This window comes from Aeromonas sp. PrichA-15, from assembly GCF_017939245.1.
GTDB lineage: Bacteria > Pseudomonadota > Gammaproteobacteria > Enterobacterales > Aeromonadaceae > Aeromonas > Aeromonas caviae.
This window is the reverse complement of the sequence record NZ_JAGKRH010000390.1, coordinates 890-15,198: the sequence shown is the minus strand read 5'-3', so window position 1 is coordinate 15,198 and position 14,309 is coordinate 890. Positions and strand designations below refer to the sequence as shown.

Below are 14,309 nucleotides of genomic sequence, written 5' to 3'. Positions count from 1 at the left end.
GATTGCGGGCCACGTGGGCCCAGCACAGTTGCCGCTGGTCGGCGTCGATAAACCGGTAGCCGGCGTACTGGTCGGTCACCAGCACCCCGTCAAACTCGGCGCCCAGCAGCCGCTTGGCCGCCTCCTGACCACGGCCATAGGCCGTCTGTATGCGAGTAATAAAAATTCATACCAAATCACCCTGTAAGCCGCATTTCACCACATGAAAAATCGGACACTAAAAAATAAAGTATCATACCAGCTTAAGAATTTAGCGCTAACGATGAGAAAAAGCAGAGCAATAAAGCATCATACCAATGTTTGAAGATTTTGCCGTTTTCTCTAACGAAGTTCAGAACACTCGTGCACGGTGAATCGCAAGATTCGGCTGATGCAGAACATTAACCCAACGCAGTTTCATACCGTGCGAAATACCCAAGAACTGCAAGTCGCTCCCCGCCAACGCTGGACTTCTCAGGCAGCTTGCCCTTATCCACAGATTTGGTCTGCGGATGAGGTATGCCGGAATAACCATCCTTGCCACGCTTTGGTAGCCCAGGCCGCGTCTCAGGGGATGGAGGTGGTGATCCCGTCGAAGCGGAATCGTAAGGAAAAGCGAGAGCACGACAGGGAAATGTATAAGGTAAGGCATCTGGTAGAAATTGCCTTTCTCCACCTGAAACAATGGCGAGGGATAGCCACGCGGTATGCGAAAAACACCGCTTCGTTCGTGGCGGCTGTCCGGATCCGCTGCGTGGCATTATGGGCTGCCATCTTATGACGACAGCCTCTAGCAGGAAAACTACAGCAAAATGATGGCTCGCGCCTTTCGCTCCATCAACGAATACCAGCTTTATATATCTGATGAATACTGATCACCCCCAACAATCGAGCCTCATCAGACACCACGGGGACAGCATTGATGCGATGTTCGTGCATAAGTTCCAGTGTGGCAGCCGCCAGACCGTCCGCTTGGACCACCACCGGTGTTCGGGTCATCAGCTCGGTGACACAGGTATCCAGGGGCAATGTTTTTTCCAAAGAGCGCCGCAAATCACCATCCGTGAAAACTCCCAAGATGCTGCCCTGATCACTACTAATCACTACTAGCCCAAATCCACCACGACTCAAAGCCACAATGGCATCCCTCAAGGATGTGTCTGCAGAACAAACTGGTATTGGTAGCTCAGGGTCTAATATATCCTTGTTGCGTAGCAACAATCGGGCACCCAGGCTACCGCCCGGGTGAGAAACTGCATAGTCCTGCTCGTTGAAATCGCGAATGCGCATAGCACTGATGGCAAGGGCATCGCCCATCATCAGGGTGTTGATGGCACTGGAAGTCGGCGCCAGACCGAGAGGACAGGCCTCCTGCTGGACGCTGATGTCGATGACGTGATCGGCCTGTCGCGCCAGATAGGAGTCGAGCTTGCCGGTGAAACCGATCACCACCAGACCCTTGTGCTTGAGCAGCGGCAGCATGGTCTTGAACTCGCCGGCCTCGCCGGAGTTGGAGATCATGATGACCAGATCCCCCTTGGTGATCATGCCCAAATCGCCATGCAGCGCCTCGGCGGGATGGACGAAAAAGGCGGGCGAGCCGGTCGAGGCCAGGGTCGCGGCAATCTTCTTGCCGATATGGCCGGACTTGCCGATGCCGGTGACCACTATCTTGCCCGTACAAGCAAGGATGGCCTCGCAGGCCGAGACGAAGGAATCATTGAGCCGAGAGCACAGCCTTTGTGCCTCGGCCAGTTCGATACTCAGGGTTTCATGAGCGTAGCGCTGGATCTGTTCACGCATGACGAAGGGAACCTCTGGGGATTGGGGGGAGTTCAGACCAGCACCACCTGGATGCCATGCTGCTCCAGCGCCTGCCGGTCAGCATCGCTGATGCCCTTGTCGGTGATGATGATGTCGATCTTGTCGATGGGCACCACCACGTTGGGCGTCTTGCGGCCGAATTTGCTGGAGTCGGTCACCACGATGATCTGCCGTGCCGCCTGGCACATGGCCTGGCTCACCTGATATGCCTCGTTGAAGGTGGTGGTGCCCTGCTCGACATCGAAGCCGTCGGCGCCGATGAACAACTTGTCGAAGGTGAATACGCGAAAGGCCTGCTCTGCCTGGCTGCCATGAAAGGAAGCGGAGCGTTTGCGGTAGGTGCCACCCGGCATCAGCAGCGTCACGTTGCTGTCCAGCGCCGCTGCTTCATTCATGATGTGCAGGCTGTTGGTCATCACCGTCAGCGCTACCCGCTCTGCCAGCCAGGGCACCATCTGCAGGGTGGTGCTGCCACTGTCGAGAATGATGGACTCGCCATCCCGGACCAGGCTCGCGGCCCTGGCGCCGATGCGCTGCTTGGTGTTCAGATTGAGCACGGTTTTCTCGTCCATGGAGTGATCTTCCAGCGCCGGCTGGGTGAACGCCTCGGCGCCGCCATAGCGGCGGACTACCAGCTGGGCCTGCTCCAGATGCCGCAGATCGCTGCGCACCGTGGCGCCGGTGATGTTGAAATGGGCGGCCAAATCGTTGACTGACGTTCTGCCATGTTCGCGCAGATAACGCACCAACATTTCTCGACGAGTTTCAATGGACATACCTGAATCCCTATATGCTGAATTTAAAAAGCCATAGGCTTCATTTCCTAAGAATGTACACTGAAATTTTCATAATGAAAATTATATGACAACCGAATTGTCATTTTATTGACAGCGCGCAGGTTACCGCTTCGCGTACCGGCGGTGCCAGTTCGGCCAGTTGTCGCTCGGTCAGCGGGATACGGGCATGCACCAGAGTGTCCAGCGTCTGGGGTCTGGCGAAGATGGTCAGGCCACGCATGATTTTGGCATCGACAATCACGCCGTTGGCATCATGGGCCAGCACCACCAGGGTGCGCGGGCGCCAGCGGGAGGCCGTGCGGCCGATCTTCACCGAGCCTTTGAGGCTCATGTCCTGCAGCATGCGATTGAAAGCCCGTACCTGAAAAAAGCCCAGGCCGATCTGCAATCCCCAGGCCACCAGGGCAAACACGATCAGAAGATTAATGGCATCCATTTAGCACCTCACAATGAAAAAAGGCAGTGTACGACACACTGCCAAAAGATTAGGTTCTCAGGAGTTTCCCACACAGTTGGAACTAGAGCATCACCTGACCACTAGAACATCACCTGACCACCGGTAATGTTGATGGACTGGCCGGTGCAGTAGCTGGCCTCGTCGCTGGCATAGAACTTCAGCACGTTCAGTACGTCCTGGAAATCGCAGCCACGCTTGAGCGGCACCTTGTCGATATAGACCTGCTCCACCTGATCCTCGGGGATGCCCAGCTTTTTCGCGTATTGCGGCAGCAGGGACTGGAACATGGGACTCTTGAGCAGGTTGCCCAGCATCAGGGAGTGGACGGTGATGTTGTGCTCGGCCAGGTCCAGCGCCAGCGATTGGGTCAGACCGACACCGCCAAACTTGGCTGCCGAGTAGCCGGAGTTGTGCTTGGAGCCCACCTTGCCGGACTTGGAGTTGATCTGGATGATGCGGCCGCCATTTTGGCGGATCATCACCTTGGAAGCCTCACGGGCACACAGGAAGTAACCGGTCAGGTTCACCTCGATGGAGCGGTACCAAGCATCCAACGGGAACTGATCGATCTTGGCCGCGGTCGCCGTGCCGGCATTGTAGACCAGCAGGTCGATGCGCCCGAAGCGATCATCGACGGCACCGACCATGCGCTGCACATCCGCTTCCTGGGTGGCATTGGCCTGCACGGCCATCACGTTCTCAGCACCATGCACCTCGGCGATTTCGCTGGCGGTGAGCTTGGCGCTGTCGGCGTCCATATCTGCGACTGCCACCCGATAGCCGGCCTCGGCCAGCCCCTTGCAAAGGAAGGCGCCCAGACTTTTACCGCCGCCAACTACCAGTGCTACTTTTGACATGTTACTCTCCTCGATTGCTGTATCTCGCGCCCCCCTGCTTCGAGCCGCTAACTCAATGATGCAGGGGGAGCGTGAGTCTTGATTGTTCAGTTCAGTTCAAACGTGATTTCGGTGCCGATTTCCAGTTCCGGGACTGTCGGGCAAGTGCCGCTCACATGCACGGTTCCTGGGTATTCCGCTTCATCGGCGCCATCGAAACGGATGGTGATGTGACCCAATTCGCCGAGGTTCTGGTTGACTACGTCGCCTACCGCCGTGATGGGAAAACGTGTCTGACCCAGAACGAAATCCCCTCCCACCTTGATGTCATCCAACAGCGCTGCGTGCGGATGGATGTAGCAGTAGTCCGCTACGTCTGCCGGGGCATTGTCATCGAACAGTATCATCATGTTGTCATCCAGGGCTTCGGCAGCAAACTCGCCGATCTTGGTCACTTGGGTTTGGTACAACATAGTCATTTCAGTCCTCGTTTGAGCGTTATTGGTAGATGAAGTAGGAGGCGAGCCAGGCCAGCAGTACGGTCGGCGCTCCGGTCAGGAACCGTGAGTAAAGCACGGACGGCACCCCGATTTGGACTGTTTTCGGCTTGGCTTCGGCCAGGCTCAGACCTACCGGGATGAAGTCACAGGCAGCCTGGGCATTGATGGCGAACAGGGCCGGCAGTGCCAGGTGCGGCGGAATGTTGCCAAGACCGATCTGGGTCCCTACCAGCACACCGATGACCTGCGCGATGACGGCGCCCGGGCCAAGGAAGGGTGACAGGAACGGGAAGGAACAGATCAGCGCCAGGGTCATCAGGCCAACGGGACTCTTGGCCAGCGGGATCAGGGCATGTGCAATCACATCACCCACCCCGGAGGCCAGGATGACCCCGATCAACATGGACACGAACGCCATGAAGGGCAGGATGGAGCGCAGCACCGTATCGATGGTTTCGCGGCCGGCCTGGAAGAAGGTGGACATCACCCCGCCCATGCCGATGCCGATGCGGGCCAGCAGGCTGTCGCTCTGCTCGCTCAGCTTCTTGCTGCTGTCATATTGCGGCGCTTCTTGTTTCGCCGCTTGTTTCGGCTGGCTAGGCGCATTCCCGGCCTGGGCTTGCAGCTGGATGTTGTCCGGCTGCACGCCAGAGACATAGATATCCTCCTCGATGAAGTTGGCCAGCGGGCCGCTCTTGCCGGTGGAGTGAATGTTCACCGTCGGGATCCGCTTCTTGGGGTAGAGGCCGCAACGCAGGGTGCCACCGCAATCGATGACGGCGACCGCGATCTCGTCATCCGGGATGGAGGTCTTGAAACCGTCCACCGCTTCCATGCCGGAGAGTTCGACCATGCGGTCCACGATGTCCGGTCGGGTGCCCGCGGTGATGTAGAGGACCTTCTTGCCCGGCTCGATGTCGATGGTCAGAGGACCACCCCAGCCGCCGCTGCCTTTGGTGATGTACAATGAATTTGCCATGATGTCTGCTCCTGGTTGGCTTACTCGGCTACGCGAATGTGGACGTCAGTGCTGAGGCGAACGCCTTGCTGTTTTTCCACCATGGCGGTAGTGAAGTCGGTCACCCAGCCGCGGAAGAAGTTGCTCACCATACCGACCAGCAGGTAGCTGATGGCCAGGGGAGCCAGCGGCATGCCCAACGTGGTCAGGCCATTGGCAATGCCCAGATAGACGAACAATTCACCGGGGTTGATGTGCGGGAACAGGCCATTCATGGAATGACAGCTGTAGGATGCGGCTGCGTAGTAGGACGGCTTGTAACGCTCCGGCAGGAAGCGACCCAGGCTCAGTGTCATGGGGTTCATGAACACGAAGGTGCCGATGACCGGCAGTATCAGGTAGCGGGACACCGGGTTGCCGGCGCTCTTGGCAGCCAGGCGCTCCACCCGCTCCTGTCCGATGAACTGGATCAGGGCGTTCATCGCCACCATCAGCGAGATCAGCAACGGCAGTATGCCGGTAACCATGCCGACAAAGACGTCTCCGCCTTTTTGGAATAGTGCAATGAACCATTCCGCTGCATGAATAATTACATCCATGGTGTAGTCCTCAAGTTGACTCCATCTGTGAAGGGGACACGTCCTGCCGTTGATAAGGTGCCGGACGTGCGGTTGGTTCCAGGTTGCAGCTGTTCGCTTATCGTGTTTGGCTGGCGACCCGGTAAGTTGATATTTTCACACTGAACGTCACTTTGCTAATTTTGGTTTTCATAATGTGACCAAGTTGGCGTTTTTTGTCCAGCCTAGAATGCCTGTTCCCGCTACGGTTGCTTCGCTGGTTTTCAAACGGGGCAACGACATCCCCACTCCCTGAGGCGCCCCAACTGCCCCTCCCTCCCCATACACACATCGCGGCCGCACAATGGCACCTCGGGCGCAATTAAACATATCCTACTGTTTTATATATGCTTTATTTTGTGCGCGCTTTAAATTGGTGATTCAGATCACGCTTATTTTTGCGGCATATCGATAACCGTTAGCAACCTAGCCTGGACCGCGATCCGGTTTAGATCGTTCTGACCTGGCACGAACTGAGCGAGTTCGCCGCCCGTGAGCGCAGGAATGACAGCAATAGCCTCACCGCAGAGATACGAAATGTATAAAAAACTGTAATGACCCAGCCGTTCCTGCACAACTAAGCGGCTTCGGCATAGGCCTGCGCCGGTGTTTTCATCTTTAGCGCCTGGTGAGGACGCTTCTGGTTGTAAAACTGGATCCAGTCGCCAATCACCCGACTGGCATGCTGCAAGGTCTCGAACCTCTGCCGATGGGCACACTGCTCCTTGAGCGTTCTGATCACCCGCTCGACCATGCCGCTTTGTTCCGGCGTGTACGGCGTGATGAACTCCTGCTGCAACCCATAGCTCTTCACCAGTGCTGTGTAGTTGCGGCTGGTAAACACCAACCCATTGTCGCTACGTAACAAAAACGGCGATGCAACTCGTCCCAAGCTGCCGAAGCGAGCAATTAAGGCTTGCTCCAGCGCTGCCTCGGCCGTTTTCGATTTACCACTGCGCGAGAGATGCCATCCCAGTAGTTCACGGGTATGGCAATCAATCACCAGCGCCAAGGAACACCAGCCATCGCGACCAGCCCAGATCCGGCATAGGTCCGTCGCCCAGCGTTGGTTGGGCGCTGAGGCCACCGAAGGCAGGGCCTGGATCCGGGGGCGAAACCCAACCGGACGCTTGCGAACTTGCCAGCCCTTGAGCTGGAAGATGCGCTGTACCGTGTTCTTGTTGAACCCCAACAGGGCTGCAACCGTCCGGTAACCGAACGATGGGTTCTCCTCAATCATGTTTTTGATCGGGGTGACCAGATGCTCCTGAAGCTTGGGCGCGGCCTTGACGCTGCGGTAGTACCAACTACGACGCGGCAGGCCAAACCAGCGGCAGAGCTTGCTGACGGAGACATCAATACCTTCTGCGCGTAATCCCTGCTGAACATCGGCGACTATCTGTCGTCCTCGCCCAGCAGGGAGGCCAGCTTTTTTCTGGCGCGTAACTCCAGCATGGCCTCGCCATAAGCTTCCTGGAGTTCCTTGAGCTGCTTCTCGTACTGCTCGCGAATATCCAGTGGCTTGGCCCGTAAGGCGTTTTCCATGCCCCGTTTGGCGTCATCTACCCATTCTTCAATCTCGGAGGGCGGCAAATCAAAGGCTCGAGCCGCTTCGGCGACGGTGGTCTTGCCCTGAATGATTTCCATGACCAAGGCGGACTTGCGCTTGGCCGTCCAACGTTTGATTTCTTCGTCCATCGTGATGCTCATGTCTGTGATCTCCACTCATTATGACCTGAGCAGGATTTCAGTGGGTCATTACAACTGTTGATCTGATTTTCAAAATCAATGATCTTGGTTTTCATTTCTTTGTAAACAGGGAAAGTTGAAAATTCTTTCTGGCTTGCGCGGGATGGTCTCGCCCGCGCCACATGGACCCGCTAGGGAATGACAGCAGTCAAAGACGAGACGAACAGCGGCAATATGATTGCCCCCTGGAGCTACGGGTCACCCTCGACAGGGCGGAGATGCCGCATTTCACACTGAAGGAGTGCTCATGTTGTATCTGGATTCAGCGAACATCGAAGAATTACGCCCCTGGGTGCACCAGCTCAGCCTGGACGGTATCACCTGCAACCCCAAATTGCTGGCCCAGGCCGGGATCAAGGCCGACGACTTCATCGGGCAAGCCAGGGCGTTGGGCTTTGATCGCCCTCACCAACTGTTTGTGCAGGTGACGGCCACCGATACGGCCGGCATGGTGGCACAGGCGAGACAGCTCTGGTCCCGCTGGGGCGCAGTTTACTGCAAGATCCCGGTGTCACCGGCCGGCCTGACCGCCATCCACCAGCTGAAGCGTTCCGATGACGCCAGCGGCGCCATCTGCGCCACAGCCATCTACTGTGAACGGCAGGCTTTCCTGGCCGCCCGGGAAGGTGCCGACTACCTGGCCCCCTACGTGAACCGCATCGACCGTGAAGGCGGCGACTTCCAGCGCGTTATCGGCCGGTTGCGGGAGCTGCTGGAGCGGCAGCAACTGCCCGCTCGGATAGTGGCCGCCTCGTTCGCCATCCCCGAACAGCTGACCCAGGCCCTGCTGGCCGGCGCCCACGATCTGACCGTCAGTCCAGCCCTGCTGACTCAATACCTTGCCAATGCCCAGACAGCACAGGCCGTGGCCGAATTTGCCAGCTACGGCTGACGCTTGTTTCCACATCGATAATCGCGCCTATCTCCAAATAACACAGGAACCCATGCAATAATGAAAAACATCAACCCGACCCAGACCCAGGCCTGGAAGGCACTGGAAGCCCACTTCGCCGCCAACAAGGAGCGGCAGCTGAAGGATCTGTTTGCCGCCGATGCCGAACGCTTCAACAAATTCTCCACCACCTTCGGTGGCGACATGCTGGTCGACTACTCCAAGAACCTCATCACCCAGGAAACCATGGCCCTGCTGCAGGACCTGGCCAAGGAAACCGACCTGTCCAGTGCCATCGAGTCCATGTTCAACGGCGAGAAAATCAACCGGACTGAAGGCCGCGCCGTGCTGCACGTGGCCCTGCGCAACCGTTCCGACCGCCCCATCCAGGTCGACGGCAAGGACGTGATGCCGGACGTGAAAGCCGTGCTGGCCAAGATAAAAGGCTTCTGCGAGAAGATCATCTCCGGCGAGTGGAAGGGTTATACCGGCAAAGCCATCGAGCACGTGGTCAACATCGGTATCGGTGGCTCTGACCTGGGCCCGGTGATGATCACCGAGGCGCTGCGCCCCTACAAGAACCACCTGCAGATGCACTTCGTCTCCAACGTCGACGGCACCCACATCGCCGAGACGCTGAAAAAGGTCGACCCGGAAACCACCCTGTTCCTGGTGGCCTCCAAGACCTTCACCACCCAGGAAACCATGACCAACGCCCACAGCGCCCGCGACTGGTTCCTGAAAGCCGCCGGTGACGAGGCTCATGTAGCCAAGCACTTCGCGGCCCTGTCCACCAATGGCAAGGCCGTGGCCGAGTTCGGTATTGACACCGCCAACATGTTCGAGTTCTGGGACTGGGTCGGTGGCCGTTACTCCTCCTGGTCCGCCATCGGTCTACCCATCGCCCTGTCACTGGGCTTCGAGAACTTCGAAGCCCTGCACCAAGGCGCCTACGAGATGGACATGCACTTTGCCACCACCGCCTTCGAGCAGAACGTTCCCGTGCTGCTGGCCCTGATCGGTATCTGGTACAACAACTTCTACGGCGCCGAAACCGAGGCCATCCTGCCCTACGACCAGTACATGCACCGCTTCGCCGCCTACTTCCAGCAGGGCAACATGGAATCCAACGGCAAGTACGTGGATCGCAACGGCAACAAGGTCGACTACCAGACCGGCCCCATCATCTGGGGTGAGCCGGGCACCAACGGCCAGCACGCCTTCTACCAGCTGATGCACCAGGGCACCAAGCTGATCCCGTGCGATTTCCTGGCCCCGGCCATCAGCCACAACCCCATCGGCGATCACCATCCCAAGCTGCTGGCCAACTACTTCGCCCAGACCGAGGCCCTGGCCTTCGGCAAGAGCAAGGAACAGGTGGAAGCGGAGTTCCTGGCCATCGGCAAGACCCTGGACGAGGTCAAGGACCTGGTGCCGTTCAAGGTGTTCGACGGCAACCGCCCGACCAACTCCATCCTGTTCAAACAGCTGACCCCCAAGACCCTGGGTGCCTTGATCGCCATGTACGAGCACAAGATCTTCGTGCAAGGCATCATCTGGAACATCTTCAGCTTCGATCAGTGGGGCGTGGAGCTGGGCAAGCAGCTGGCCAACAAGATCCTGCCGGAGCTGAACACTGCCGAACCCATCAGCAGCCACGACAGCTCCACAAACAGCCTGATCAACACCTGGAAGGCGTGGAAGGCCTAAGCACCTACCTCCTTTAACCTAGCAGACGGGCCCGCCTTGGAGACAAGGCTGATCAGCTCTGGATCCATTGGCCGAGCCCCAACAGTAAGAAAATCTGGAACCTGTGATGGGTTCCGGATTTTTTTACGTCTTGTAAGCGATTTGAACGATGTCATTGCGACATCGGATGAACCACTGGCTTGGTTGAAGGTCTTTACCGAGCATATTCTCGGTAAATTAATCAGCGCATCCGCGGCTCTTTTTCCTAAAACCAAGCGTTGTTTCCTAAGTCAGAGAACCAGCTCCCGGACTGAGTTCACGCCTTCTGTGATCTAGTATTCGGAACACCTATTTAGTAAAAAATCGCTGTAAAAATGGCGACCACTATTGGGTAAGTGCTTATGTAACGCCAATAGCTAAGAATGGTTCGATTGTTGAATACCAGTCTGTAAGGACCAAGCCTGAACCTGAGCAGGTTTTGGCTGCGGAAAAATTATATGCTCAACTGAGAAGCGGGAAGGCCGCGAGGCCGAAATGGGCTGCTAGCTTTTCCGTGAAAATACTCTTGCTCATATGGGGTAGTATTATATCAAGCGCAATGGCTGCCGGCATGCTTACTGATACATCAATAAGCAGCTTATTGTTAGCTACTTTAATGTCAGGAAGCTTAAGCTCTGTTAGTGTTTTGGCTATTCTCTCTCCTCTTGGAAGACTGGTTGAAAGAGCCAGGAATATTTCCAATAACCCATTAAGTCAATCCCTCTACACTGGGCGCACCGATGAGTTTGGCCAAATAGAGTTTGCTTTACGAATGATGCAAGCTGAAACAGGCGCCGTAGTAGGTCGCATAGGTGATGCATCAAATCGGCTTAGCGAACACACCCGAGGCCTACTAAAGGATATTGAGTCAAGCAATGTACTTACAGTTGAGCAGCAGGCAGAGACAGATCAAATAGCAACGGCAGTAAAGCAAATGGCGGCAAGCATTCAAGAGGTTGCGAGCAATGCACAGCATGCTGCAGATGCGGCCGGAAGAGCAGACACTGAGACGGCATCTGGCCAGCGTCTGGTAGCCCACACAAGCCAGTCAATCACTGCCCTTGAAGGTGAAATTAGGCAAGCCGCTCAGGTTATTCATGAGCTTGAAGGTCAAAGTAACGAGATATCAAAAGTTCTTGACGTTATACGAGGGATCGCCGAGCAAACGAATTTGTTGGCACTCAACGCAGCAATTGAGGCCGCGCGTGCTGGTGAGCAGGGGCGTGGTTTTGCTGTTGTCGCCGATGAGGTTCGCAGTCTTGCTGCTCGCACACAGCAATCGACAACGGATATTCAAAGCATGATCAGCGCTCTACAAGAGCGAGCGCAATCCGCTGTTACAGTCATGGAGCAAAGTAGTCGGCAAGCGCACACGAGTGTAGCTCACGCAGAGGAAGCAGCTACAGCTCTTGATGGAATTGGCCAACGCGTTAACGAAATTACCGACATGAACGCGCAAATAGCGACTGCGGTCGAGCAGCAGGGAGCAGTAAGTGAAGACATCAACCGCAGTATTAACAATATACGCGATGCTGCTGATACCAATGTACAGACCGGGCAGAATAATTTCAAAGTGCGAAATCTGTCGCTCAGTTAACTAGCGCTCTGAGCGAACTGGCAAAACAGTTTTGGGAAAAACGAGGATAACGCTTTTCAGTATCTCGACAGGGATAACTTATTTTACCATCGGTTATCCCTTTTAGCCGCACAAATTTTAGCCTTGGCTTTTCAGGAAGTCAGGGCTATCAGAATGGCCTTAGAAAGCCTAGTCAAAGAGCTGTCACGAGAACACCGTTAGCTTAGCGTACGATTTTTTCCGAATTCTGCGGTTCCCCCTAGTAGAACGGCGTGGATGTACCGCAAGGACAATGACAATGCGGACGACAGCAGGCCGAAGCCAACAACACAGAGGCACCACAATGGGTGCCGATAAGAAGGATTGCAGACATGGCGGTTAAGGGAACATTGGTGCGCTGGAACGGCGACAAGGGCTTTGGGTTCGTGCGATGCGACATGGATCAGAAGGAGTATTTCGTCCATATCTCGGCCTTCCCCCGAGATGGTGTGCCGCCCCGGCTCAATGAGAGCTTGAGCTTTGAGATTGGGGCCGGGCGCGATGGCCGCCCCAGAGCCGAGTCGGTGCGCCGGGCCGGTAGCAGTGTGCCGCCCAGAGTCCTCCATCCACATAGAGCGCCGAGCAAGCCCCAGGCTCGGCGTCGTCCTAAGCCGCGTTCATCACGCCCGAGGTTTACCTCGTTGCTGATGAGTGTGGCGTTGCTGGCGGGCGGCTACTTGGCAGCCAAGCCATTTCTGTCCGGCCATGGGTCGCACCCCATCGCGCAGGTGAGCCAGGCCAACTCAAGCGGCGGGGATGAGCAGCAGGAAGTCAGGGTAGATGTCGCAACCAGCCGATTCCGTTGCGATGGGCGGCAATATTGCAGCCAGATGCAAAGTTTGGAGGAGGCGCAGTTCTTCCTCGACAACTGCCCGAACACCAAGCTAGATGGTAATTATGACGGCGAACCCTGCGAGGCGCAGTTCGGCCAGTGATCGCCTGCCTTGTTGTCCCTTGAGTACAAGGGCCCCGACACGATAGGCAGGTCACCGGTGCAGTGCGATGCGCGAAACAGCAAATCAAAACAGCAATATGATGAATCGAATTGTGGATATGATGGGGCCACGGTGAGCGTTGCCCCAGATTTACCATTATTTCCTCCGTGGACATCGACCAGATACAGCGGTCTGGCTCCCAGAAGACCATCATATCGAAAATATGAAGCATCAATATCGCAATATGATTAGGCGGGGTTCAGCTCATCCGCTGTCCCAGGGCGGCGATAGAGGGCAAAGGCCATCTCGATAGGCAGCTCTATCCTGGCTCCGATGGCGTCGAGTCTTTGGGGCCTGTCCGCCTGCTTGTTCGCTTCCACGATGTTGTCTTGGCTGTACTGATCCAGCAGAAGAAGTCCAAACCTCCCTCTATATCCTGCCGTATCTCCCCGAGGGCGAATGCGAGCTCGGAACTGCTACCCGGTAAAGGTGCGTTTCTGCACCCGATCGCTCCCTGCATAGTCATAGAGGTCTGTGGTGCTGACCGACAGGGTCAGGACCAGTGAGTCCGAGCTTAGGCTCAACCGAGATAGTGGCGGGAAGCCCAACTCGCTTTAGCTGTGTGGCCAAGTCCTCATATTCCTCCCTGAGCGACTCCTGGTTGATGGCGTTCTTGGGCATATCACGGGAGCCCAGGGCCAAGCGTGGGCCGGTCACCTGTGTCGACTGATACGCCTGGTGGCTGCTGATATTCACCTGCTCGATGTTGTGGTGAATTGTCGGTAAATTGACGGGGAATCGCCGGAACTTGATGCCTATCGCCTGCTTGAAGCTCGCCTCCAGATCAGCCATGCGGTCCTGATACTCTCTATGATCCCCTTTGAATCGGCCTATCCAGTGAATGAACTTTGGCAGTCTCTCGCGGGTTGTCCCATCCACAAGCTGGTAGGTCTCGTACTCGGGCTCGTGCCCAGGTACCACATACAAGGGCTCGCACTGCTCAACCAGGTACCTATAGAGGCTTCGGTGCTGCTGGTAATAGTCATGGCAGATGGAGGTCAATTTCGAGTACCGCTAGGGAAGGTGCGAACAAGTCCCTGATATGAGATCATGTTTGTCATCTGGAGCCATGGAACAGGGTTCATCATGAGTCATCAACTTACCTTCGCCGACAGTGAATTCAGCAGTAAGCGCCGTCAGACCAGAAAAGAGATTTTCTTGTCCCGCATGGAGCAGATTCTGCCATGGCAAAACATGGTGGAAGTCATCGAGCCGTTTTACCCCAAGGCTGGTAATGGCCGGCGACCTTATCCGCTGGAAACCATGCTACGCATTCACTGCATGCAGCATTGGTACAACCTGAGCGATGGCGCGATCGAAGATGCTCTGTACGAAATCGCCTCCATGCGTCTGTTTGCCCGA

The 14,309-nt window shown here is 56.3% G+C and carries 16 protein-coding genes and 2 pseudogenes; 6 read left to right on the top strand and 12 right to left on the bottom strand.

The features are described 5' to 3' along the window. Window positions 1-145 (bottom strand): annotated as a pseudogene (locus J9889_RS23885) (transposase); the annotation flags it as partial. A gap of 378 nt (window positions 146-523) precedes the next feature. Here J9889_RS23885 and J9889_RS24430 point away from each other — a divergent pair. Further along, window positions 524-760 (top strand): annotated as a pseudogene (locus J9889_RS24430) (IS5/IS1182 family transposase); the annotation flags it as partial. A gap of 56 nt (window positions 761-816) precedes the next feature. On the opposite strand, the gene J9889_RS23875 reads toward J9889_RS24430, so the two are convergent. From J9889_RS23875 to J9889_RS23835, 9 genes are all read right to left on the bottom strand, one after another. Continuing rightward, complete coding sequence (locus J9889_RS23875; RefSeq protein WP_043133539.1) at window positions 817-1,782, bottom strand: KpsF/GutQ family sugar-phosphate isomerase; 966 nt, start codon at window positions 1,780-1,782, stop codon at window positions 817-819. Between the two features lie 32 nt (window positions 1,783-1,814). Beyond that, entirely contained in the window at window positions 1,815-2,579 is a 765-nt protein-coding gene (locus J9889_RS23870) for a DNA-binding transcriptional repressor (protein WP_043133538.1), read from the bottom strand. Between the two features lie 100 nt (window positions 2,580-2,679). Beyond that, complete coding sequence (locus tag J9889_RS23865; protein ID WP_043133537.1) at window positions 2,680-3,036, bottom strand: transcriptional regulator GutM; 357 nt, start codon at window positions 3,034-3,036, stop codon at window positions 2,680-2,682. Between the two features lie 101 nt (window positions 3,037-3,137). Further along, a complete protein-coding gene (srlD, locus tag J9889_RS23860) occupies window positions 3,138-3,914 on the bottom strand; it encodes a sorbitol-6-phosphate dehydrogenase (protein WP_043133536.1) in 777 nt (258 codons plus the stop codon). Between the two features lie 86 nt (window positions 3,915-4,000). Next, window positions 4,001-4,372 carry a PTS glucitol/sorbitol transporter subunit IIA gene (locus tag J9889_RS23855; RefSeq protein WP_043133535.1) on the bottom strand — a complete coding sequence of 124 codons (372 nt, stop codon included), beginning with the start codon at window positions 4,370-4,372 and terminating at the stop codon, window positions 4,001-4,003. Window positions 4,373-4,391: 19 nt separating this feature from the next. Next, complete coding sequence (locus J9889_RS23850) at window positions 4,392-5,372, bottom strand: PTS glucitol/sorbitol transporter subunit IIB (protein WP_043133533.1); 981 nt, start codon at window positions 5,370-5,372, stop codon at window positions 4,392-4,394. Between the two features lie 20 nt (window positions 5,373-5,392). Then, a complete protein-coding gene (gene srlA / locus J9889_RS23845) occupies window positions 5,393-5,950 on the bottom strand; it encodes a glucitol/sorbitol-specific PTS transporter subunit IIC (RefSeq protein WP_043133530.1) in 558 nt (185 codons plus the stop codon). 595 nt (window positions 5,951-6,545) lie between these two features. Beyond that, complete coding sequence (locus tag J9889_RS23840) at window positions 6,546-7,328, bottom strand: IS3 family transposase (RefSeq protein WP_349237024.1); 783 nt, start codon at window positions 7,326-7,328, stop codon at window positions 6,546-6,548. A gap of 35 nt (window positions 7,329-7,363) precedes the next feature. Then, on the bottom strand, window positions 7,364-7,678 hold the full coding sequence (locus J9889_RS23835) for a transposase (RefSeq protein WP_039026396.1): 315 nt from the start codon (window positions 7,676-7,678) through the stop codon (window positions 7,364-7,366). A 286-nt stretch (window positions 7,679-7,964) separates the two neighbouring features. Between J9889_RS23835 and J9889_RS23830 the strand changes: the two genes are divergently transcribed. The 4 genes from J9889_RS23830 (at window position 7,965) to J9889_RS23815 (ending at window position 12,887) form a co-directional block, all read left to right on the top strand. Then, complete coding sequence (locus J9889_RS23830; RefSeq protein ID WP_101618233.1) at window positions 7,965-8,609, top strand: transaldolase family protein; 645 nt, start codon at window positions 7,965-7,967, stop codon at window positions 8,607-8,609. 60 nt (window positions 8,610-8,669) lie between these two features. Beyond that, complete coding sequence (pgi, locus tag J9889_RS23825) at window positions 8,670-10,319, top strand: glucose-6-phosphate isomerase (RefSeq protein WP_101618231.1); 1,650 nt, start codon at window positions 8,670-8,672, stop codon at window positions 10,317-10,319. A gap of 589 nt (window positions 10,320-10,908) precedes the next feature. Beyond that, the gene (locus J9889_RS23820; protein ID WP_246878188.1) at window positions 10,909-11,934 is read left to right on the top strand and encodes a HAMP domain-containing methyl-accepting chemotaxis protein; all 1,026 of its coding nucleotides are present in this window, start codon (window positions 10,909-10,911) and stop codon (window positions 11,932-11,934) included. A gap of 350 nt (window positions 11,935-12,284) precedes the next feature. Further along, a complete protein-coding gene (locus J9889_RS23815; protein WP_210558482.1) occupies window positions 12,285-12,887 on the top strand; it encodes a cold shock domain-containing protein in 603 nt (200 codons plus the stop codon). A gap of 248 nt (window positions 12,888-13,135) precedes the next feature. Here J9889_RS23815 and J9889_RS24665 read toward each other — a convergent pair whose 3' ends face one another. Beyond that, a complete protein-coding gene (locus J9889_RS24665; RefSeq protein WP_270674684.1) occupies window positions 13,136-13,267 on the bottom strand; it encodes a hypothetical protein in 132 nt (43 codons plus the stop codon). Between the two features lie 142 nt (window positions 13,268-13,409). Continuing rightward, window positions 13,410-13,739 carry a hypothetical protein gene (locus tag J9889_RS23810; protein WP_210558480.1) on the bottom strand — a complete coding sequence of 110 codons (330 nt, stop codon included), beginning with the start codon at window positions 13,737-13,739 and terminating at the stop codon, window positions 13,410-13,412. A 294-nt stretch (window positions 13,740-14,033) separates the two neighbouring features. Here J9889_RS23810 and J9889_RS24425 point away from each other — a divergent pair. Then, window positions 14,034-14,309 (top strand): transposase (locus J9889_RS24425; RefSeq protein WP_246878189.1); only part of this gene is annotated, 276 nt, incomplete at its 3' end.

Bases quoted from the DNA above. Each gene is read 5' to 3' on its own strand.
- J9889_RS23815 (WP_210558482.1), top strand. From the start codon at position 12,285: ATGGCGGTTAAGGGAACATTGGTGCGCTGGAACGGCGACAAGGGCTTT.
- J9889_RS23830 (WP_101618233.1), top strand. From the start codon at position 7,965: ATGTTGTATCTGGATTCAGCGAACATCGAAGAATTACGCCCCTGGGTG.
- J9889_RS23865 (WP_043133537.1), bottom strand. From the start codon at position 3,036: ATGGATGCCATTAATCTTCTGATCGTGTTTGCCCTGGTGGCCTGGGGA.
- pgi (WP_101618231.1), top strand. From the start codon at position 8,670: ATGAAAAACATCAACCCGACCCAGACCCAGGCCTGGAAGGCACTGGAA.
- J9889_RS23850 (WP_043133533.1), bottom strand. From the start codon at position 5,372: ATGGCAAATTCATTGTACATCACCAAAGGCAGCGGCGGCTGGGGTGGT.
- J9889_RS23810 (WP_210558480.1), bottom strand. From the start codon at position 13,739: ATGGCTGATCTGGAGGCGAGCTTCAAGCAGGCGATAGGCATCAAGTTC.
- J9889_RS23820 (WP_246878188.1), top strand. From the start codon at position 10,909: ATGCTTACTGATACATCAATAAGCAGCTTATTGTTAGCTACTTTAATG.
- srlD (WP_043133536.1), bottom strand. From the start codon at position 3,914: ATGTCAAAAGTAGCACTGGTAGTTGGCGGCGGTAAAAGTCTGGGCGCC.
- J9889_RS23870 (WP_043133538.1), bottom strand. From the start codon at position 2,579: ATGTCCATTGAAACTCGTCGAGAAATGTTGGTGCGTTATCTGCGCGAA.
- J9889_RS23875 (WP_043133539.1), bottom strand. From the start codon at position 1,782: ATGCGTGAACAGATCCAGCGCTACGCTCATGAAACCCTGAGTATCGAA.
- srlA (WP_043133530.1), bottom strand. From the start codon at position 5,950: ATGGATGTAATTATTCATGCAGCGGAATGGTTCATTGCACTATTCCAA.
- J9889_RS23835 (WP_039026396.1), bottom strand. From the start codon at position 7,678: ATGAGCATCACGATGGACGAAGAAATCAAACGTTGGACGGCCAAGCGC.
- J9889_RS23855 (WP_043133535.1), bottom strand. From the start codon at position 4,372: ATGACTATGTTGTACCAAACCCAAGTGACCAAGATCGGCGAGTTTGCT.